18 protein-coding genes are annotated in these 22,393 nt (G+C 40.2%); 9 read left to right on the top strand and 9 right to left on the bottom strand.

The genetic code is table 11. The annotated features are described in order from the left end of the window. Nucleotides 1-61 precede the first annotated feature (61 nt). From malG to malE, 3 genes are all read right to left on the bottom strand, one after another. Entirely contained in the window at nt 62-952 is an 891-nt protein-coding gene (gene malG, locus HWV02_RS05780) for a maltose ABC transporter permease MalG (RefSeq protein ID WP_211674501.1), read from the bottom strand. A gap of 38 nt (nt 953-990) precedes the next feature. Next, the gene (malF, locus tag HWV02_RS05775; protein ID WP_211689918.1) at nt 991-2,589 is read right to left on the bottom strand and encodes a maltose ABC transporter permease MalF; all 1,599 of its coding nucleotides are present in this window, start codon (nt 2,587-2,589) and stop codon (nt 991-993) included. Between the two features lie 142 nt (nt 2,590-2,731). Then, on the bottom strand, nt 2,732-3,907 hold the full coding sequence (malE, locus tag HWV02_RS05770) for a maltose/maltodextrin ABC transporter substrate-binding protein MalE (RefSeq protein ID WP_211689917.1): 1,176 nt from the start codon (nt 3,905-3,907) through the stop codon (nt 2,732-2,734). A gap of 396 nt (nt 3,908-4,303) precedes the next feature. Here malE and malK point away from each other — a divergent pair, with 396 nt between their 5' ends. Both malK and HWV02_RS05760 read left to right on the top strand, forming a co-directional pair. Beyond that, nucleotides 4,304-5,413, top strand: coding sequence for a maltose/maltodextrin ABC transporter ATP-binding protein MalK (gene malK / locus HWV02_RS05765; protein ID WP_211689916.1), 1,110 nt, complete (start codon nt 4,304-4,306; stop codon nt 5,411-5,413). Nucleotides 5,414-5,802: 389 nt separating this feature from the next. Next, nucleotides 5,803-7,482: a methyl-accepting chemotaxis protein gene (locus tag HWV02_RS05760; RefSeq protein ID WP_211689915.1), complete on the top strand. Its 1,680-nt coding sequence runs from the start codon at nt 5,803-5,805 to the stop codon at nt 7,480-7,482. 241 nt (nt 7,483-7,723) lie between these two features. On the opposite strand, the gene lamB is transcribed toward HWV02_RS05760, so the two are convergent. Beyond that, nucleotides 7,724-8,962: a maltoporin LamB gene (lamB, locus tag HWV02_RS05755; protein ID WP_211689914.1), complete on the bottom strand. Its 1,239-nt coding sequence runs from the start codon at nt 8,960-8,962 to the stop codon at nt 7,724-7,726. 419 nt (nt 8,963-9,381) lie between these two features. Here lamB and HWV02_RS05750 point away from each other — a divergent pair, with 419 nt between their 5' ends. The 7 genes from HWV02_RS05750 (at nt 9,382) to glgX (ending at nt 17,600) form a co-directional block, all read left to right on the top strand. Further along, nucleotides 9,382-9,561 carry a hypothetical protein gene (locus HWV02_RS05750; protein WP_211689913.1) on the top strand — a complete coding sequence of 60 codons (180 nt, stop codon included), beginning with the start codon at nt 9,382-9,384 and terminating at the stop codon, nt 9,559-9,561. A 36-nt stretch (nt 9,562-9,597) separates the two neighbouring features. Beyond that, nucleotides 9,598-11,724 carry an LruC domain-containing protein gene (locus HWV02_RS05745; protein WP_255550602.1) on the top strand — a complete coding sequence of 709 codons (2,127 nt, stop codon included), beginning with the start codon at nt 9,598-9,600 and terminating at the stop codon, nt 11,722-11,724. Nucleotides 11,725-11,733: 9 nt separating this feature from the next. Next, complete coding sequence (locus HWV02_RS05740) at nt 11,734-12,252, top strand: hypothetical protein (protein WP_211689912.1); 519 nt, start codon at nt 11,734-11,736, stop codon at nt 12,250-12,252. Between the two features lie 216 nt (nt 12,253-12,468). Beyond that, the gene (locus HWV02_RS05735) at nt 12,469-13,902 is read left to right on the top strand and encodes an ATP-binding protein (protein WP_211689911.1); all 1,434 of its coding nucleotides are present in this window, start codon (nt 12,469-12,471) and stop codon (nt 13,900-13,902) included. Nucleotides 13,903-13,905: 3 nt separating this feature from the next. Beyond that, nucleotides 13,906-14,583, top strand: coding sequence for a response regulator (locus HWV02_RS05730; protein ID WP_211689910.1), 678 nt, complete (start codon nt 13,906-13,908; stop codon nt 14,581-14,583). A 145-nt stretch (nt 14,584-14,728) separates the two neighbouring features. After that, nucleotides 14,729-15,418, top strand: a complete 690-nt coding sequence (locus tag HWV02_RS05725; RefSeq protein ID WP_211689909.1) for an EF-hand domain-containing protein — start codon at nt 14,729-14,731, stop codon at nt 15,416-15,418. Nucleotides 15,419-15,632: 214 nt separating this feature from the next. Then, nucleotides 15,633-17,600 carry a glycogen debranching protein GlgX gene (gene glgX, locus HWV02_RS05720; RefSeq protein WP_211689908.1) on the top strand — a complete coding sequence of 656 codons (1,968 nt, stop codon included), beginning with the start codon at nt 15,633-15,635 and terminating at the stop codon, nt 17,598-17,600. On the opposite strand, the gene HWV02_RS05715 is transcribed toward glgX, so the two are convergent. From HWV02_RS05715 to HWV02_RS05695, 5 genes are all read right to left on the bottom strand, one after another. Next, nucleotides 17,571-18,689, bottom strand: coding sequence for a lipase secretion chaperone (locus tag HWV02_RS05715; RefSeq protein ID WP_211689907.1), 1,119 nt, complete (start codon nt 18,687-18,689; stop codon nt 17,571-17,573). The two genes, glgX and HWV02_RS05715, sit on opposite strands and share 30 nt — an antisense overlap. 71 nt (nt 18,690-18,760) lie before the next feature. After that, nucleotides 18,761-19,750 carry a triacylglycerol lipase gene (locus tag HWV02_RS05710; RefSeq protein WP_211689906.1) on the bottom strand — a complete coding sequence of 330 codons (990 nt, stop codon included), beginning with the start codon at nt 19,748-19,750 and terminating at the stop codon, nt 18,761-18,763. A gap of 595 nt (nt 19,751-20,345) precedes the next feature. Next, the gene (locus tag HWV02_RS05705) at nt 20,346-20,615 is read right to left on the bottom strand and encodes a YfcL family protein (protein ID WP_198438012.1); all 270 of its coding nucleotides are present in this window, start codon (nt 20,613-20,615) and stop codon (nt 20,346-20,348) included. Between the two features lie 3 nt (nt 20,616-20,618). Next, a complete protein-coding gene (locus HWV02_RS05700; RefSeq protein WP_211678889.1) occupies nt 20,619-21,752 on the bottom strand; it encodes an ATP-NAD kinase family protein in 1,134 nt (377 codons plus the stop codon). Next, nucleotides 21,742-22,356, bottom strand: a complete 615-nt coding sequence (locus tag HWV02_RS05695) for an elongation factor P hydroxylase (protein ID WP_211689905.1) — start codon at nt 22,354-22,356, stop codon at nt 21,742-21,744. The genes HWV02_RS05700 and HWV02_RS05695 overlap by 11 nt, the downstream gene beginning before the upstream one ends. Nucleotides 22,357-22,393: the final 37 nt, after the last annotated feature.

Below are 22,393 nucleotides of genomic sequence, written 5' to 3'. Positions count from 1 at the left end.
ATGCTCTCGATTTCGTCACATAACTTTCGTTATATAAGAAGCATTACAAAATGAGTTAACCCTACCCTTTCACACCACCTGATGTTAAGCCACCAACTAACCAGCGTTGCGCCATTAAGAATACCGCCGTGATAGGTAATGCAGATAACACTGCCGCCGCGGCAAAGTCACCCCACAGGTAATTTTGTGGATATAAATACTGTTGCATGCCAACAGCTAAAGTGTAGTTATTCACATCAGACAATAATAACGAAGCTACTGGTACTTCTGTTACCGCAGCAATAAATGCCAAGATAAAGACCACAGCCAAAATAGGCACTGACAAGGGTAACAATACTAAACGGAATGCTTGCCAAGGCGTTGCGCCATCCAATGCAGCAGCTTCTTCTAATGAACCATCAATCGACTCGAAGTAACCTTTAATTGTCCATACATGCAGAGCAATACCACCCAGATAGGCGAAGATCAAACCGCCGTGGGTATTCAACCCTAAGAAAGGTACATACTGGCCTAACTTATCAAACAAAGCATATAACGCCACTAGCGCTAATACTGCTGGGAACATCTGGAAGATCATCATTGCTTTTAAAATAGTGTCTTTACCACCAAAACGTAAACGTGCAAATGCATACGCAGAGGTGGTCGACAACGCCACAATCATCACCGACGATATCGCAGCTACTTTTACCGAGTTCCACAACCATAACAACACAGGGAATGGTGGCGGTGTAATACTGCCATCCGCATTCGTTACCGAGAACCCTAACGCTAAACGCCAGTGATCTAATGTAGGTGATGTAGGAATAATGCCACCCGTCGCAAAGTTACCTTCACGCAACGAAATTGCCACTACCATAACCAAAGGGAAAATAATCACCACCAGCAGTGCACACAATGCTAGGTGAGCAGCCCATACCCGATATTTTAATGATTTACCTTGTACCATAGCCATACTGTTACTCCTCATATTTTGTAGGTTATTGCTGTCGATTACTTTTCTGACAGCTTGGTGAAACGTAAATTAAAGAGCGCTAAACCACCCACTAACAAGAAGATAAGCGTTGTAATTGCACTGGCTAAACCAAAGTCTTGACCACCAGCACCTTCAAAGGCTATACGATAGGTATAATTGACTAACAAGTCGGTATAACCCGCCGGTTCACTAGTCCCAATCATGTTTGGCCCGCCCTGTGTTAACAGCTGAATCAATACAAAGTTATTAAAGTTAAACGAGAAGCTGGCAATCATTAACGGCATTAATGGTTTCATCATCATCGGGAACGTAATGTTCTTAAAGTTTTGTAACGGCCCAGCACCATCAAGCGCCGATGCCTCATATAAATCATCCGGAATTGATTTCAACATGCCCATACTTAAGATCATCATGTACGGGAAACCGAGCCAAATATTAACCATTAATACCATGGCTTTCGCTGAAATAGGATCCGAGAACCAACTTGGTGACAGACCGAACATGGCTTCTAACACCATATTAATTTCACCAAAGCTTTGGTTGAATAAACCTTTAAAGATCAAGATAGAAATAAATGACGGTACGGCATAAGGTAAAATTAACAGCATGCGGTAAATAGCACGACCACGTAACGCTTCCCACTGCACGATACTGGCAAGTACTAATCCGATGATCACCGTGGCAACCACAGATAACCCAGAGAAAATTATCGTCCAAAAGAAAATACTAATGAAGGGTTCTTTAATACCGTCATCTTGCCAAATACGTTCAAAATTGGCAGTACCGATAACAACCGTAAAGCCGGGTGATAATGGGTCGCCAATATAGTTACCTTCGGCATCAATAGCTTGATAAAAACCAATGTCCATATTCGGGATCAATACCGTTTTATCTTTATTATTAATTAACGTGGTCCCGTCGCTTTCTACACTGTAAAGCGGTTGTACTGCGGCAAATTTACGTAACCCGCTCATGCGAATTTCATTACCATTAGGTAGTACTAAATCCACCGAGTTTAACGTTGCACGGTTTTTGATAATTTCTTTTATTTTCGCTTTGCTGCCAACAACGTCATCCATCGCTGTAAGCACTAAACGCCGGGTTGCTGGCTGCGTAAAATTTATCTCATCAGTCACTAATAATTGCGCACCGTCTTTAATCGCAAGACGATAGCCATTTTCACTACGATACAAATCGAATTTATAATTGTCACCGCTTTGATAAGTACTATCAAGTAACACTGACTGCGCGCGTTCAAAAGACAATTGGTTTTTAGCGCTGTAATTGGTAAATGCGATACCCACCGTATACACCAGCGGAAAAACAATAAACAAGATCATGCCTGCAACACCTGGATAAATATAGCGGTGCGCGTACGTCTTTTTACTACCAAAAATATACAAAGCTAACGAGGTCAAAATAAGCGTTAATACCGCAAACGAAGTTTCACCACGTGAGTACATCAATACCGACGCATAACCGTTCATTAACCCAATAAGTGTGAGAGTGCACCATTTAATAAAATGCGGAGAAAAAAATCTAGAATTGACTTGGTCGCAAGTCTGTTGAGAGTCTGGTATATCACCCAGAATTTCAGCTACTTTAACAGTCTGCATGGAAAAACCTACCTCATAATACCAATCACACTAAACAGATGATCATTTATTTAATGCAACGGATATAAACAGCAAGAGGAGAGATAATCTATCCTCTTATTTTATAACTTCCTATCACTACAACAGGAAGTACTTAAAAACACTATTTAGTCATCTGTTTCTCTGCATCACTTAATGCATCAGTAATAGATTGACGACCATCGACAATGTTAATAATCGCGTTTTTAGTCGCGCCCCAAAATGCATTCATTTGTGGGATATTCGGCATGATCTCACCGTTCATCGCATTATCCATCGTAGCAGCAATACGGCTATCACTCGCTAACTGTGCTTGGTATGACGTCAATGCCACCGCGCCTAATGGTTTGTCGCGATTCACTGTAGCCAGACCTTCATTGGTCAATAAATAATTTTCAATAAACTCAACCGCTAAATCTTTGTTTGGTGACGCTGTACTAATACCCGCCGTTAATACGCCAACAAACGGTTTAGAGTGATTACCATTAAACCTCGGCAACTGAGCAACGCCATAATTAATCTCAGACTTGTCTATGTTACCCCATGCCCACGGGCCATTTATCGTCAATGCTACATTACCTTTGATAAACTCAGACTCTGACACCGAGTAATCCATATCCGGTGAGATAACCTTATCGGCTAATAGTTTTTGCACTAACTGCATACTGTTTTTAACGCCCGCATTATTCACACCCGCATCTTTTACATTATACCCGTTGGCATTCGCTTTAAAGGCATAACCACCGTCAGCCGCCATTAACGGCCAAGTGAAGTATGGTTCTTTTAGATTCCACATAATCGCAGACTTACCTTGGGTTTTAAGCTGCTTGTCTAATGCTGCTACGTCTTCCCAATTTTTGGGTGGGGTTTTAACTAAATCTTTATTGTAGATAAGTGATAACGATTCAACCGCCACTGGATAGCCGATATATTTCCCCTTGTATTTAACCGCATCCCAAGTAAAGTCAATCATGCTGTCTTTTAACTCTTTTGATGGCTTAATTTCAGCTAATAAACCCGCCTGAGCATAACCACCAAAACGATCATGTGCCCAAAATACGATATCTGGACCATCACCTGTAGCAGCTACTTGAGGGAACTTGTCTTGTAAGCTATCTGGATGCGAAACCGTCACCTTAATGCCAGTATCAGCTTCAAACTGCTTACCCACTTCAGCAAGACCGTTGTAACCTTTATCACCGTTAATCCAAATCGTTAACTGGCCTTCTTCAATAGCAGCAAAAGCAGAAAAAGAGTTCATTGCAGTTAGTAGTGCTACCGCGGTTAAGGTTTTTCTCATCACTTATATCCTTATTAAATTAGCTTTCAAACTTACCAGACAAGCTGTCTGCGTTGGAGGATATAGTCATCTAAAAGCTCTCGGCTCACATCATCCTTTATCCTACGCCTAACCCCTGCAAAGCCAAAAGCGTGAACTTGAACGATTAATTTTACTTAGTTGGTTAATAAAGGCGATAAAAATGCGATGGTTCGCACACTAAAACGCGATCAAGTACCTATTTGGAGTAGTAATTAGACAGCTATTGTTAAAATGTGATCCATGCACTCCTCCTATCTTCTCCACCCTAAAAGTTTTTGCCAAGGATGATGCAGTATAAGGGCATATAAAACACACTATCAACATCGAATAATGCTGTGTAAGATATTATAATTAATCATAAAAAGGACTCACGAGATGGCAAATGTCACGTTAAAAAATGTATGTAAAGCATATGACGATGTACTTATCTCTAAAAACGTAGATCTCGAAATAAATGATGGTGAATTTGTGGTTTTCGTTGGTCCATCAGGTTGTGGCAAGTCAACCTTACTCCGCTGTATTGCAGGCCTTGAAGATATCACCTCTGGTGACTTATTTATTGGCGGCAAACGTATGAATGATATCGAACCCTCAAAACGTGGTGTCGGCATGGTATTCCAATCTTATGCCCTTTACCCCCACTTAGATTTAACCGATAACATGTCATTTGGCTTAAAATTAGCGAAAGCAGATAAACAACTAATCAAAGATCGCGTTAAACATGCCGCTGACATTCTGCAACTAGCACCATTATTAGATCGTAAGCCGAAATCCTTATCCGGAGGTCAACGCCAACGCGTGGCGATTGGTCGTACCTTAGTATCACAACCAAAAGTATTTTTATTAGATGAACCGCTATCGAATTTAGATGCAGCGTTACGTGTAAAAATGCGCATTGAATTAGCCAAACTACACAAGCAACTGGGCTGCACGATGATCTACGTGACCCATGATCAAGTTGAAGCAATGACTATGGCCGATAAGATCGTGGTACTCGACGGTGGTGATGTGGCCCAGGTCGGAGCACCATTGGAGATTTATCATTACCCTAAAAATATTTTTGTGGCAGGTTTTATTGGCTCACCAAAAATGAACTTCATTAACGTGCATATCCAAGCTGTCGAAGTCGAACGTGTCGAAGTACTGTTACCTAATTGCCAGAGTATTTGGATCCCGGTTGACGGAAAAACGGTGAATGCCGGTGATGAAATGTACCTCGGTATTCGCCCTGAACATTTAGTACCAGCTGAAGACGCTGATATCGTCATTGCGGGTGAAACTATCGTGGTAGAAAAACTGGGTAATGAGACACAGGTCTATTTGCACATTGAAGGCTGTGACGAAGATGTGATTTATCGCGTCGCTGATACCCTGTCGATTGATGCAGATGAAAAGCTAGATATTGGTATTCCAGCACACCGCTGCCACTTATTCCATAAAAATGGTTTAGCTTGCCAGCGTTTGTATAAAGAAACGACGCGTTAGCCGATACTCCCCCCCCTATCAACGAACGAGTTAGCTAGCCTCGCTAACTCGAAATATCCCTTCTGTATTAGCACTTCAGCCCCCTCAAAATATGCTTATGTCCATTTTCCATATATTCTCTCATACGAAAAGTGTGAGTGACGTTCAGATAAACCAGCGAACAAAAACAGATACTTCCAAAGGGTAATAACAAATGTTGGCAATATGTTGTATAAATGTGAAATGAATGGGTGAAAGTATTATTCAACCAAGCAATTATGGTGAAAGCACTTCTATTTACCCCATCCGTGACACACGGTTTATAAAGTTTATGCAAACTGAGATGTTTATCAAAAACTTATGCCTCAATCACCTTTTCAACAGAATTTATTAGACAGCAGGTACTTAGCTTGAATTTATTTAAAAACTTAACGCTATCATTTAAAATATCAAGCCTTGTCATTGTTTTACTGTGTTCATTGCTGTTTATTTCTGTCAATCTCATCGTCAATAGTCGAGCCGTGGTTGAAAACATCGTCTTAGATTCTGAAATTAGGCAATTTTATTCAAACATTAACAATAAATGGAAAGACATTCTAAAAGCCTATGAATTTTCAGAAAATATGGGCATGAAGTTCTCAGCAAGAGCAGTGGAACAAGCACAGCTAGAAGAAGCCACCACTAAAGTTGAAACGCTGATTAAAGATTACGTAGCCAGTTTATTGACTGCGGACACCACGCTTGAAAGTGAATGGAATTCGGTACTGAAACTCAGTCAGGACGACGGCGTATTTTATACTCGGGACCAACTTGTAGAGCGAGCAGAACACCTTAATTCATCACTAGCAACATTAACCAATGTTTGGCTAACCAAGGCAACGTTCGTCGTCCGAAAAAAAGCAGAGAAGGCGGCTAACCTCGCTTTTCCACCAGTTGTTAAAACCATTGAAGCTATCAATCTGATGCATGACGAATTAGTCAGCATACGGTCAGAAAAAATTATTACAGCTCAAAATAAAATTGTTATTCAATCTACGATTCTAGCAATCAGCATCTTCTTTATCGTTATTATTATGTCCTTCTTAATGCTTCGAAAACTGAAGAGAGATTTACAATCCATTGTGTCAGTGACACATTGCCTCGCCAAGGGTGACCTTAGTCGAACGCTCGAAACTGGAGACGATTTGGACGAAATTAGTGAAATAAAAAGATCGGTATTCAGCATGACTGACAACCTGAATAATGTTTTTAAGTCTGTCACGTTACTCGCTAACAATTTAAACGAGTCGACCGATGGCCTGCTCAGTGACAACAAGCAAAGGATTAATGAAGCAGAATTCCAGCATTCACAAATGACCAAGCTTTCTAGTTCCGTCGACGCGCTTTATTCCGTTTCAACACAAGTGTCTGAACATGCAGATGACGCACTGAATAAATCAGATAATGCGATTGAATCGGCCAAAAAAGGGAAAACAATCGTCAATGAAACCATTGCGTCTATTGAAAATTTAGCAGGCGAAATTGAAAATTCAGTCTCTGCCATTCAGCAACTGGATACCGAAGCCGACAGCATTACCAGTATTCTTGAGGTCATCAAAAGCATTGCCGAACAAACCAACCTCCTGGCGTTAAATGCAGCCATTGAAGCGGCTCGTGCTGGTGAGCAAGGTCGTGGCTTTGCAGTAGTTGCTGATGAAGTCAGAAATTTAGCGAAACGGACTCAAGATGCTACCGCTGAAATCCAATTAACACTGGAAACGCTTAAGAAGAGTACCCTTGCCGCCGTATCAACCATCAATAACAGTCATACCAAATCACTGGAAAGTGTGGAGCATGTATCGAATGCTGGCAACGTGATAGATGAAATTAATATGTCCGTTAACCAAATTAAAGACATTGCCAAAGAGACATCGGCCGCGTCATTACTGCAAACTAACACACTTGATGAGATCCAGACCAATGTTAACGATGTCAATCAAGTCACCGAGGAAAACACGACTCGCGCCCAAGTATCCATGACTTCAGCATCTTCACTATCAGGTCTTAGCAAGGAGCTAATCAGTTCGATCTGTTACTTCAAATTAAAGTAACTCACCAGCAGCGGAAAAATATTAAAACTGAGTGCTTACCGTAAACGGCAAACGTTTTAAAGGACGACGAGGCTCGTTTTACAACAAGTTGTTCTTCATATCATGACATCAATATGACAAAAAAATGCCTAACAGCTTTCACTGTCAGGCATTCTTATAATTCGGGGTTTTTGCTGCAAACAAAAATGCGTCCCCTTTTTAACTATCTTGCTTTCTACTTATGCCAGCTATACGCGAGGTATTAGAACCAAGCTTCAACTTGCATACCTATAGTATAGTCGCTATCGCCTTTACTTGATCCCAAAGTCGTCCCTTCATCATCTGTGATGTATGACGCGAATACGCGCAATTCAGGTCGAGCCCAGAAACCTTCCCCCATTGACCATGCTTGTGCAATGGTTGCTTTACTGCCACCTTTATCTGTAGAACCTTGTGATTCAGAGAACACACCTAATTCCAAAATGGTTTTCATGTTCTGATTCCATTTGTACATCGGACGTACCACAGCACTGAGCAGTTCATGTTCTTCTTTGACCAAGCCTACATCAGTAGAGTTTGCATACATTAATTGGTGACCCACTTCGATCTTATCGCCAAAACTAACCACACCCCAGTTAATCACGCGGTAACCCGTCGCATCGTTTTGTTTTCCTGAACGGTCAAACCAAGCACCACTGCCTAAGTCAGACATTTGAGCACCATAAGAACTGGTGCCATATTGCAATACAGTTTGGTTAAAACCGTTGCTTAAGCCCTGCTGTAAAATAGCCGTTAACATCACGCCATCATCAGCCTCTAGAGTTTGTTCTGCTTTTTTATTGGCAAAATTATAAATCGCAGCGACTTCTAAATTTGCACCACTCCATAATTCAAGGCCAGAATAACGAACATCAAAAATATTACCATTTACCTTAGAATCATTAGACCATGAGTGGTCTTGAGGTAAGCCATTCGAACTTTTTTGGCTACCTTCATCGAGCATCCAAGCTGCAGACAATTTACCAGGACCTACAGTTAAGTTTTCAATACCGCCACCAGCACCCGCAGAGGTATTTAAGTAGTAAAAATCAGTAATATGAATATCTTTACGTTGGTAATAGCGTTTACCCGCCCACATCGTTGCTTCTTTATCGCTCGCAATCAGTCCCGTCGCTTGTACGTTAAATTGAGCCACGTTGAAGTCACCGTCTTCCCAACCATTATTACCCAAATTGCCCTGCGCGATCATTGCGTCAACAATCCAAGTTTGCTCTTCCATTCCGGTTATTTCTGGTAACTCTTGACGGAAACCAAACTCAGCATAAAGATCATTTTCATTACCTAAACGACCAATTTTGTTTTTTTCAAAACTAATATTTTCGCCATTATTACCACTAATACCAGTACCAGCTCGCATGTAGCCATTAAAATCAACAGCGCCAGCTGCAGAAGAAAGTAAGGCTGCTGATACAGCAATCGCAACACGATTTAAGTTTTTCATATAATCTAAATCCTTGAATGAGTTTGGTTTCATTTTTCGAGCCGTGACCAGGATAGGATTGGCTCAGAAGACAAATTCATACTAAAGAATTTTCAAATAACTGACCTCCTCCACCTCTCGTTAATTTAAGGAGGATGAAAAAGGCTGAGAAAAAAATAAATGGCCTATTTTTATGAGGGAGATCACCAAAGCAGGGCGTATTTACATGATTTTAAAATCATCACATAAAGGACACTGTTAACTGGATCATGTTTAATCGTCTAAATCGCTATATTAGCGCTCTGAGTTACATAAAATGCAACTCATTTAATAAATGTGATCTAAGCTGCAAACTGAATGATTAATAAATTAATACTGGTTTTATAAATGAACTTTTCAATCACACGATAACCAAGCTTATCACGTTGGCTAACAAGCAAATGGAAAAAATCAGCAAAGCAATTGTGTTCTTTGCAAACTGCGAATTAAAATTGCATTTTGCGAAAATAAATTCTCAAAATGCGATTAATTTAACAAATGAAAAACAACAAAAAAATAAATCTATGTTTTTAAAGTACAAAAAAGATGGCACGAGATATGCGATAACAAGGTACCAATAATATTTACTTTAATACTTCGCAATCAAGGGACTGCTTATGAAAACATGTCAGTACAAGACACTATTATTAATGTCTACCTGCCTTTATAGCTTAAATGCTATCTCGGCGCCTTTTGCTAGTTGCCCGACTGAAGCATTTTTATCCCAATACAAACATGGAAAAACACATTATAAATCTGTAGACCTGAGTTCAGGTTTAATCACAACGCTACAAACCGATGATGGCTTGGGCTCTGATTCGATTAATGCGATTGCCTTCAATAACACAGATAAATATATCTATGGTTTTGACCGTCATCAACTAGCAATAGTCAAATTTGATAGCGATTTTAAAGCAACCGTTTTAAACTTTACTAATCCACCAAACAATAACTTTTTTGTGGGGGATATAAAAGATAACAAGTTCTACTTCTATCGCCGCTACCTTGGCCTTTATTACACGAATCTAGACAGTAGTGCGCCTGACTACCTCACATTGACAAAAGTAGTGGGGTCGAATAAAAGCATTCGAATTGCTGACTTTGCATTCCACCCTATCGATGGAAAGATATACGGAGTAGAAGGTAGAACGGGTAACTTATACCGTATTGACCCAACAACAGGTGTTGCAACCAATGTAGCCTACACAGGATTTAAATCCCCGCGTAGCGCATTTGGTGCAGCTTATTTCGACTCTGCTGGTTATCTCTATTTCCTTCGTAATAATGACGGTAATATTTACCGGACTGACATTACAGATCCAGACAATATTACTGGCGCATCCGTGTATTTTGCTAAAGCCTCAGCAAGTAACAGTAATGACGGCGCTCGTTGTTCAGAAGCAGCCGTTGTATCAACGAGTACAGATTATGGTGATGCCCCCGAATCATATGGAACAAGCTTAGCGGTAAATGGTGCAAGGCATCTCATTGACTACAACAACTATATACTTGGTGACCTTGTTGATGCTGAGGGTGATGCTAACGTAGCACCCAGTACAGATGATGCAGATAACCTTGCAGATGAAGATGGTATTCTATTTCAAACCTCACTTATTACAGGTCTAGATGCTCAAATCAATGCAACGATCAATGGTAGTCAAGCAAGTGCCTATTTCAATGGTTGGTTTGATTGGAATCAAGATGGCGACTTTGATGATGCCGACGAGCATGTATTTAATAGTTTGCAGTTAGATTCAGATTCACATAATCTCGCTTTCACCGTACCAGCAACCGCAGTAATCGGTAATACCTGGGCGCGATTCCGTGTCGGAGATCAAGATAATATAGCCAGTAGTGGTGGTTACACAAATGGTGAAGTCGAAGATTATCCGGTTGCCGTTGCAGATGGTAATACCACCAGTATTTATTACCCAGGTGAAGATGAGTATGTAACTCTGGCTTACGAGGATCGCTGGCCAGAACAAGGTGACTATGATTTTAACGATGTCGTTATTTTTTATCGAGTAGTGCAGACCGTTAAAAACGGTGAAGTTTCTCGTATCGATATAGAAGGTGAACTCGTCAATTATGGTGCCTCATATTCCAACGGTTTTGCAGTCCACTTACCCGGAATACTACGTAGTAATGTTGATCAAGACTTATTACGAGCCAGTTTTAACTCTGTATCAGCGTCTACCGATGGTGTTTTAGAAGCGGGCCAGACTGATGCTGTCGTTGTTATTTCTGATAACTTAAAAACAGAATTCACTTCCACTTGCGGAGAGTTCTTCTTTAATACCGAACCTGCTTGTATGGGCAACACGAGTATCTTTACATTCGAAATCAATATCCCATTAAATAGTCCAATTGATGTTGCTAGCATGCCAGCAATGCCACTGAACCCCTTTATATTTGGGGCCGAAAATAGTTCCAGAAATGATTTCTTTAGTGGGCAAATTGGACGTGATTTAGAGATTCATTTACCAGATAAACCTCTCACGGATTTAGGTAACAGTGCTTACTTCGGACTTGGTGATGATGACTCAAATCCACCGACTACCACATTCAGAACCTCAACCAATTTACCTTGGGCTACTGAGATTGGTAATACAGAATGGAAAGCACCACTCGAAGAAACAGATATTTCTTGCGCCTATCCAGAGTTCAATAACTACATCATCAGTGATGGCGTCAATAACGAGTTTTGGTTTGATAACCCCGATTTCCATAAAATCGTCGATTAGGAACAGATCATGAAATTTATTAAAACACTGATTATTTGTAATATTGCCTTTATTTCTGCTTGTAGTGATAGTGGAAGCGACACTCCAACGGGAAATGTAAGTACCCCCACAGGGAATGTTGCCACTCCTGCAGTCGATGGTCCTAAACTAGAGTTACTATCTGACGATGATGGTTTCATTTCCACCGAGAATGATGACCTCAAATTACAGGATATAGTGGCACCAATAACACAAAAATTCACTGCAGCTAAATCGCAGCAATTAACGATAACATCACAGGGTGGTAGCGCTTGTCATATCAATATATACACACAATATAATAAAGTCTCAGGGCATAAATTCGATCCTGAAAACGGCAGTAGAGTCCTGCAAGTGTATTCAGAAAACTGTGCATATTCAGGTTCAATCTACCTGCTAAGTCATCAACATAAATTATTAATCGAGGTGATTAACTTAACTCAGGAAGACACAACCAGCTATTATGAGGAAACAATACAAGAGACGCCTATTGAAGTTGCAATACTATAGCGGTGCTAACAGCACGTTAATTTAATTCCAAAAGTAATGCTCCAGCAAAAACCACCACACAATATTAATTGGTGGTGGTTTTTATTTATCGCCAAAATTCATTTCAGTTTAGATAACGAAAAACAGTCTCCTCTGTCCCAACCTACTATTTAATTTTCCATAATCAGTCACAACCACATATAATGAAATAGATTTATTCATTCAAAGGTCACTTAAATGCGTTTAACCATTTTTCATAAATTGTTTATCTCTTTAATGCTCATTAGTTCAATTATGATGATTGGCATGGCATTGTTGATTAACAATAGCTTTCAAAATGGTTTTCAAAGTTATCTGAATCAGAGCGAAATTGAACGCATTGAAAATATGGCTGAAAATATATCTGAGAATATCAATGATTATTATTCAGAGGATCAAGGCTGGCGCAGGTTACAGCAGCAGCCCAAATTATGGAGAAGACTATTAAGGAGCATTGGTGAGCATCCCAGCAGACCAAAAGACGTCTCTAAAATGACATCCAGAAAAACCAGAACAAATTACAACCAACTTGAAGTTCGCCTTCATTTGCTCGATGTAAATGGCAACACGATTATCGGCGACCCTAAGAATTTTCATCGTTTACATTCAAATATACAAATTACTAAGGTTGCGGTCACCAAAGATAAGCAAACCATTGGTTGGTTATCTATTCAACAAAGAGAACACATTAAAGGTCATTTAGCCGAACGTTTTTTAAGGCAACAACTGGACAACTTTTATTGGATTGCCGCTTGGGCCGCTTTATTTTCCTTTATCGTTGCTGCGTTATTAGTTCGTCATTTTTTAAAACCGTTAAAAAATTTACACTCGGCAGCTAAATCACTGTCTAATGGTAATTTTGATTATCAAATTGACGTGCGCGGTAAAGATGAACTCGCCGAACTATCACTCGCATTTAATTTATTGACCACCACCTTAAAGAGTCAGAAATTATCGCGAGAACAATGGCTCGCCGATATTTCTCATGAACTGCGTACACCGATTGCCGTCTTACTCAGTGAAATAGAAGCCATTGAAGACGGGCTCCGTAAACCGGAACCTAAATATATTAAGTCATTACATAATCAAGTCATTGCCCTAACCCGTCTAGTGGATGATTTATATTCACTATCACAGTCTGACACTGGCGTCCTTATCGATAAATCACACAATGTCGATATCACTAATATCATTAACAATATCGCCAATCAAAACGAAGTTCGTTTAGCTGACAAGCATATTGCAATACAACGTTTATATGATCACCATCAACCGATGTTATTACATGCCGATGCCAAATCATTGGCTCAGCTTATCGGTAACCTACTCGAAAACAGCTATCGCTACACAGATCAAAATGGGCACATACAAATCAACTTACAACAAACCAACGACAACATATTATTAACCATTGAAGATAGTGCACCCGCTGTACCTGACGCAGCATTACCAAAGCTATTTGAACGCTTGTACCGCGTTGATAAATCCCGCAGTCGTGCCAATGGCGGTTCCGGCTTAGGTTTATCCATTTGTGAAAACATCGTCAAAAGGCATAACGGTCATATCAGTGCACAGCATTCCGAACTTGGCGGCTTAAAAATAGCGATATCACTTCCGATTAAGGACAATTAACCCATGACCAACTTAGCAAAAAAAATACTTATGGTTGAAGATGAACCTTCCCTTGCTATCGTATTATGTGAATACCTAGCCCAAGCAGGATTTCAAACCCACATCATTGATAACGGCCTCGAGGTTATTGACTGGGTAAAACAAGAAAGTCCTGACTTACTGATCCTTGATTTGATGCTGCCTAATCGTGACGGTTTAGATATTTATCGTGAATTACGTACTTTTAGTCAAGTTCCAGTCGTTATGGCAACTGCTCGTGTGGATGAAATAGACAGATTATTGGGACTGGAACTCGGCGCTGACGATTACATTTGTAAACCATATAGTCCACGTGAAGTAGTAGCCCGTATCAAAAATGTATTACGTCGCACTGTAGAGGCTGCTACACCACAACAGAATGGCTTGGTTATTAATGATCAACAAATGAAAGTCGCATTTAATGAGCAAGAGTTAACATTAACGCCCGCGGAATTTCGCTTACTGAGTTTCTTTAATCAGCATCCAGGGCAAGTATTTAACCGTGACCAACTCATGCAAAAAATTTATGCCGATAATCGCCTAGTCACCGATCGTACCATTGACAGCCACATTAAAAATTTACGTAAAAAGCTACAAGATGCAAATCCAGACGGTGAATACATCAAATCAATTTATGGGGTTGGTTATAGGTTTACCTTGTGATTATCCATACTTTTTTAAATTACGATTAATCTCCATATTTTCTCCATAATTCCTGCGCATTTGTTGCTTATAGTTACCCCATCAACAGATTAACTCACACAGAGTTAATCTGCTTAATACTAACAACAAGCAACAAAGTGAGATTATGATGAAAAAGACATTCTTTATTACCGCCGCCTTATTAACAGCGATGACAACCACAACGTTTGCCTATGCAAATTCAAATAGCGATAACAATCAGCGTCATCATCTGTCTTTTGAACAAATGGACACCAACAACGATGGTAAAATTTCCCGTGAAGAAGCAACCGGTCGTATAGCCGAGAACTTTGATAAATTAGATAAAAATAGCGACGGCTTCATTACCAAAGATGAACTACCAAAACGTGGTAAGCATCATAAAGGCATGATGTTCAAAAAAATGGACACCAATAATGACGGTAAAATTTCAAAAGAGGAAATGAATCAATACTTTGATAAATTAGACAAAAATGGCGACGGCTTCATTACCAAAGATGAACTACCAAAACGTGGTAAACATCATAAAGGCATGATGTTCAAGAAAATAGACACCAACAATGACGGTAAAATTTCAAAAGAGGAAATGAATCAATACTTTGATAAATTAGATAAAAATGGTGACGGCTTCATTACCAAAGATGAGCGACCAAAACGTGGTAAACATCATAAAGGCATGATGTTCAAGAAAATAGACATCAACAATGACGGTAAAATATCAAAAGAGGAAATGAATCAATACTTTGATAAATTAGACACTAACGGCGATGGCTTCATCACGAAAAAAGACATCGCTACGCAACATAACAAGCGCTAATGAGTCAAAAGTAATTCATCCCTACATACTAAAATGCCTGTAAGTTTTAACTCACAGGCATTTTTATTGGCCGTTGACATCTTTTTAACCGGAAAGTTAAAATATAATGTTAACTCGATCATGTTTATTCGTGTAGAAGCTCCTTTTAACACCCTGAATTACATAAGATAAAGCTAATCTATAAATGTGACCTAGCTAACAAACTGAGTGATTTATGTCAAAACCTTATCCCCTTGGTGCACACTTACAACCAGCCAACACTTTAACAAAGCAAGGCTGTAACTTCGCAATATACGCACCAGACTGCCGCAATTTGCAATTGGTATTGTTTAATGACAAAACACAACGTAGTTTCACTATCGAAAAAAAATATGCGGATATTCACCATATATTTATCCCAGGTGTCACCGCGGGACAAGAGTATGGATTCTCAGCCAATATTGACGGGAAAGACTGGCTATTACTCGACCCTTATGCAAAAGCAGTCAGCAACGCGCCTTATTATCAGCCTCCTTATGATGCTGAAAAAAGTTGGCTTCTAACCAAAGCGATTGTCATCGACAACGCGTTTGATTGGCAAGGTGTCCCCCAGCCAGATGTGCCCCTAGCAGAGACATTATTGCTAGAAACGCATATCAAAGGATTCACTCAATTAAACCCCGCTATTACCTCAGCAGATCCTGGAACTTACCAAGCGCTCGCCGACCCGGCCAATATCACATTATTAAAACAACAAGGTATCACTAGCGTACAACTATTACCTGTTGCAGTTTGTATGCACGAACCGCACTTATTAAACCAGCAAGGTGTCAATTATTGGGGTTATAGCACCCTAGCCTTTATGGCGCCAGACCCTCGCTTTGCTAGCAAAGATGCTGTAATCGAATTAAAAACGGTGATCAGAGAGTTACATAAACACGGCATCGAGGTGATCTTGGACGTGGTATTCAACCACACCGCAGAAGGTGGCAAAGATGGGCCGATATTCAATCTTAAAGCCTTGGACCACCGTTATTATTTACGTGATGAAAACGGCCTGAGAAACTACACGGGTTGTGGTAATAGCTTGGATCTAACCCACCAAGCCAGCCTTAATTTAGTCATGGATAGTCTACGTTATTGGGTAACTGAATATCATATTGATGGCTTCCGTTTTGATTTAGCCGCGACACTTGGCCGTAATGGCGACCGTTTCAATCAACAAGCACCATTTTTCCACGCTGTTGCGCAAGATCCTATTTTACAACCGACAAAACTTATCGCCGAGCCGTGGGACATTGGTCCTGACGGTTATCAGCTAGGGTATTTCCCAGATGGCTGGAATGAATGCAATGATAAATTCCGTGATACAGTGCGAAGTTTTTGGCGAGGTGATAACGGTTATCTAAAAGATTTCGCGACGCGGATCATGGGCTCTCGCCACTTCTTTAGTGGTGGACGTTGGCCACACAAACTCCCGGTAAATTATATCGCTTATCATGATGGATTTACTCTGCAAGATTTAGTGTCTTATAACGATAAACATAATAACGCCAACGGTGAAAACAACCGCGATGGTCATGGTGACAATCGCTCATACAATTGCGGTATTGAAGGTAAAACAAATGATTTAGCTGTTATCGCTTTTCGTGAAAAACAAAAGCGTAATCTGATCACCACGTTAATGTTTAGTTTTGGTATTCCACATATATTAGCAGCCGATACAGTTTCTCATACACAAGACGGGAACAATAATTCCTACTGCCAAGATAATGAGATCAGCTGGCTAAACTGGGACATGGACGAGGTAAAACAAGATTTCCAAGATTGGTTAAGCAAGATGATCAAAGTACGCAAGCAGTACATGCTACCGTTCATTAATGCGTTTACGGGTGATGGCCGTAATGGCCACCGTATTCATTGGTACTGCAGTGATGGTAGTACCATGCAACAACATGACTGGGAGCACCAAACCTGTATGGGGTTACATCTAGGTCTAGGCACTGAAGGCGATGAATTATTATTATTATTCAATCAAGTCGATACTCCAGTCGACTTTAAACTGCCTAATGTACCGCCAATTTGGCATCGTGTTTGTGATACCAGTTCGATTCAATTAGCCGCTCTGAATGTAAATGATCACTATCAATTATCAGGCCGTTCTATGGTGGTATTACAACGCAGTGGGCTTGATTCCATCTAATGCACTAACGCGTTTAATTTCTTGGGGGGTAAAGTAAACCTCCCGCAATTGTGTAATTTCCCGCTGTTGTTGCTCACTAGCGCTATCATTGTCGTTATTATGAGTAGCGCTAATAATTACAGCAAGTTGCTCTCTGTATTCGTCTAGCTTGACTTGCCACTGCTGACGCTTTTCATCAAGCTTCGCTAATCGGTCAGCCACTTCGGGTGAAAATGACTGTTGAGTGAAGTCTTGCAATTCAGTCTGACTCGCCCCTTGTTCTTGCAGCGTCTTATATTGATCTCGATATGTGTTTAGTTGATTTGCATTACGCTGTTGCGCCAATAACCACTCAGGTGCCGCAGCATCGAGTTCTTCTTTTGCTAATTGCTTTTCGGCAGTATCTAATTCATTGTTTTTATTAATCATAGCCAGACTTAACATGTAATCTTCGTACTCATCAGCTTGACCAAAAAATGCATCAATCACATCACTATCAAGATAACTCGCCCTGGCATCAAGTACCATTTCACGGGCTTGAACAACATTTTCTAATGCATACTCACCCGTATTATTTGGGTCAATATCCTGTTCAAACTGCTGCTTAATTGCCGAAACTTCATTAAGGTACTGTAAATAACCCGTTAATATCTCCACGCCTTGTGTCAGTGCAGGTTCAACGAGTTGTGATGTAAGGCTGTGTTTAATGCGTGTAACTATAATGTCTAAACTTTCCTCACCCATAGCAGATAGGTAAAAGTCGAATAAATGCTGAATTTTTTGATTAATGATCAGTTCCCCACTCTCATTAACATCAAGTGTTAATGGTAGCGTTGAGCCTAATAATGAGCTTGGTAATAACAAAGGTATTACTTGTACTGGTTGAGAATCTAGTTCCTGAGCCGAACTATCTCTTGTCACATTAACTAGCGCGTTAATTTTCTCTGTTGATAATGGATAAATCTCTTGATGAGGCTCTAACGTTGGGGCAGGCTCTATGGCAATCGAGTTAGCATCACCTTCCGATAGAAATAATGCGCTACCACCAACAATGGCAATACCACAAGATAATATAGTGACGACAAGAAGTGCGTTTGGTTTTAATGACATAACAAGCGTCCTATGCAACTAAGCACTGCAATATATTTACAGCGCTTAGTCTTTTATTAAAGATAAGTTGGCTACAGGCCTGCGCTCGTTAAACGCTTAGCATGTGCAGCATATAACGGTAATGGACTTGTACTACCTAAACCACGTAGACCAAACATACCATTGATTTCATCTGCATGGTTCATGGTATAATCATCACGGATTACTTTGCCTAAATGTGTCGAACAACGACCTACAAGCCCATCATTGGCTTCATCAATCGTTAAATAGGTAACAGCAAGTAAACCATCAGCAAGGTCAATTACATTTGAGTTGAATAGTGGGTTGTATGTCCCAGTCCATGAATAATAAGAAACACCATTCACGTTATGATCGCCGTCATTGACTGAGTAATCATAAATCCAGTTTGGCCACCACCACGAACCAGCATTATAACTTGGCGTCGCTTTGCACTCGCCTTGTCTTAAACCTTCAGGGTATTTGGCATTGAAAATAGCCGCATCTTTAGAATTCAAGGCTTCGAGTGAACCCATCGCATTGGCTTGCTGAGCATTATTACCAGTTACAATAGATAACAAGCTTGCGACAGCATTACCAATGGCCATCGCTGGACCTTCTAATGGTGAGTCTTTAATTAAATCGGCAGTACCAGAACCACGATGTGGAGAACCAACAGAGGTAACCGAAGCCACAAGGCTTGGTCGAACAGAGGCAACATAACGTGAATCAATCCCACCTTGAGAGTGACCAATTAAGTTAAATTTATCCGCGCCAGTAATAGCACTCAGTTCCTCTAAATAACTGAGTAATTGTTCGCCACGTACTTCGCTGGTATCATAACCACTGACTTGTGGTGTATATACTTCAGTCGCGCCAACATCTGCTAATGCCCCCTTCACACCATAAAAATAATCTGCTAACACACTATCAAATCCCGCCAGTCCATGTACTAATACCACCGGATATTTGGTTTTACCCGAGGTATCAGCTTGAACAGGTGCGACGATGAAACACAAGGCTCCAACTAAGATAGGGAGTAAAGTCCGAGTTTTTTTTAACATATCTAATCCTTTATTTTTGAGTTATCGCAAAACAACGCACCCGATGGTGACAACCTGTCTCGATTTGAGTGCAGGAAAGTTATAACGCAAAAAAATAACAGGTACAACCAGATTGAATCTGATAGTGTTATTCATCAAACTAACAGGCGTAATGGAATTAAATGGGAAGTTTAAATTGAAAATTTAGCATTAATAATCACAATAAGAAGAAAATGAAACATAAGACGCCAAGTTAAAGGGATTCACTACCATTCAGAATTTCGTATCATTAATTTTATGGTTTTGAATAAGTCATTGTTAATAAATAACATTATTGTGAAAAACTAATATTTAAATTAAGTTTCATTTTTATAAAAATATTTATATTTATCAGATCTAGATCATACTAAGGTATGGCTTGAACGTTAAGCAGAGCAAATAAATTAAATTTACATGGATATCAAGTTGGCACTTTATTAAAAGATGTAATCTTAATTACGGCAAATAACAGACGAAAAAAAACCAGCAATATAATCGCTGGTTTTAACTGACAAACAACATTAATTTATAGTACAAAATTAACGAGGGTAGCTATTAATAATCATGTTATCGAATATCAATGTTTATTGATCGCATCCCACATGCTAAGTACCAGCTCTTGTTTCTGAGGGGTTAACTCATTAGCAACAAGTGCATCTCGCAAACTGTTCACGACCTGAAATTTAATGTCGTGGGGATAGATTTTACCTATATTTTCGCACTTCGCTGTTGCGAAAGTGACGTGGCCATGCAAATATTCAGCCGCAAATAGTTGATCCGACGTTCCTTGTTCTACAAATCCATCAAGCTTTTCCATTAGCTTGCTTTGATAAGTAGCTTTAGACAATGATTATTCCTCATACTCTGGGTTGGCGACACGATACATGATGTAATCACGATAACCTGTAGTTACACGAATAAAACCTGATAATGCTTGGTCTAATTCAGCATCCCCTGTGTCTACAATTAAGGGACGCCCTGCTAATGCCGACAGCTTCGTTTTGGTTGCCAGCACAATAATATTTTCTTTGCCGATTTGTTTAATCAACTGCGGCGACAGTTGTTGATTTCCACGTCCAAAAATATGGCCCTGACCACCAATTAAGGTGATCACTAATTTGCAGGGTTTGTCTTCCGTCAACGCGATTAACTGCGCAGCCGTTTGGTCCGAAGCGATCAATTTATGCTGATGCACAACATCAACACCTAATAAAGTATTATCCAGTCCCAGTTCAGCCATGGTGAATGCCACCGTTGATCCGGAACCCATAATATAATATTCATCTTCCATATCTGCCATTACATCGGCAGCTATGTCTGTTAGCACTAATTCATCCGACTCAATACCACCCATTTTCACGCTTTGTACATACCGTAAATCAGACGGCACCATCATCTCGCCATAACGTTTCGCTTTAACTGTACCTTGACGAAATGCGACTTCGTCAATATCCATGACATCAGCGTCAGCCAAGGTAACAAGTTCGCCTAAGATCAGTCGACGTACAACACAACCTGCAGCTTTAGGGGTCACACCATAAACACCAGAATGGATTTTACAGCCCGCTGGCACGCCTAATACAGGGACGGTATCGTTAATGGTGGCGCAAATATTACGCGCGGTACCATCTCCACCAGCAAACAATAACAAATCAATACCTTGCGTTAATAATGCATCAACTGCCGCATAGGTATCTTGCTCGGTTGTGACATCATTTTTAGGTCTATAAGCAACTTCAACATTAAACCCTAGTTCTAAACTGCAGCGCTCGCCCATTTCGCCACCCGCAGTCACAACGGTAAAACGCTGAGCAAGCTCAGAAAACTGGCCTAATGCTTGTAACATACGATTATTCGCTTGTGGAATAGCACCTAAACTAAGCGCTTGCAAGGCAACATTATCACTACCTTTTAGTGCAACACTACCACCAACACCGGCAACTGGATTAACAATAATTCCCAGTTTAAATGGCTTAGCATTCATACATACCTCGATAATCAAAATCTGCTAATGTCAGCGGTTTGGTCTTGTAAAACGCTTTTAGTGCACTAACCAAAGCTTGCGTGCGCGTTGATAAGCCTTTTTCTAAATAGATTTGTACTTGCTTATGGATCTTGTGCTGAAAAGCCAATCGGTCAATAACAATATCAGATAAGTTATCTACACTGACACGATACTTAGCACCTGCAGCAACACAAATAATCCATTCAATCGCCTGTGGCACAATTTCTACTTTTTCAAATTCAGCTTGCTGCTGCGCATTACGACCATCAGCAATATACCAGTAACCAAAATCCACCAATTGATGACGTGCTAATCCCGCCACTAACCAATGCGAAATTTCGTGCATGCCACTGGAAAAAAAGCCATGGGCAAAAATAATACGGTGATGATCACAACTTACATATTGTTCAAAATTAGTATTCATCGGCATGTATATGGGCTCATCATCACCTTTGACTAATTGAGTATTAAATTCGCTTGAAAATGTGTGGTTAAAAATACGAATCAAATCTTGATAGTGATGCTTATTGTGTAAATCGTCTGGTAAACAATCTTGTAAGTTATTTTTTAAATCGTTTTGCATACTGCGCCTAGCTAATCATTAAATCGCTGAGCACGCT

It is taken from the genome of Moritella sp. 28, assembly GCF_018219435.1.
Classification (GTDB): Bacteria; Pseudomonadota; Gammaproteobacteria; order Enterobacterales; family Moritellaceae; genus Moritella.
Note: the sequence above shows the minus strand (reverse complement) of the source record. Positions and strands in the feature narration are given on the sequence as shown.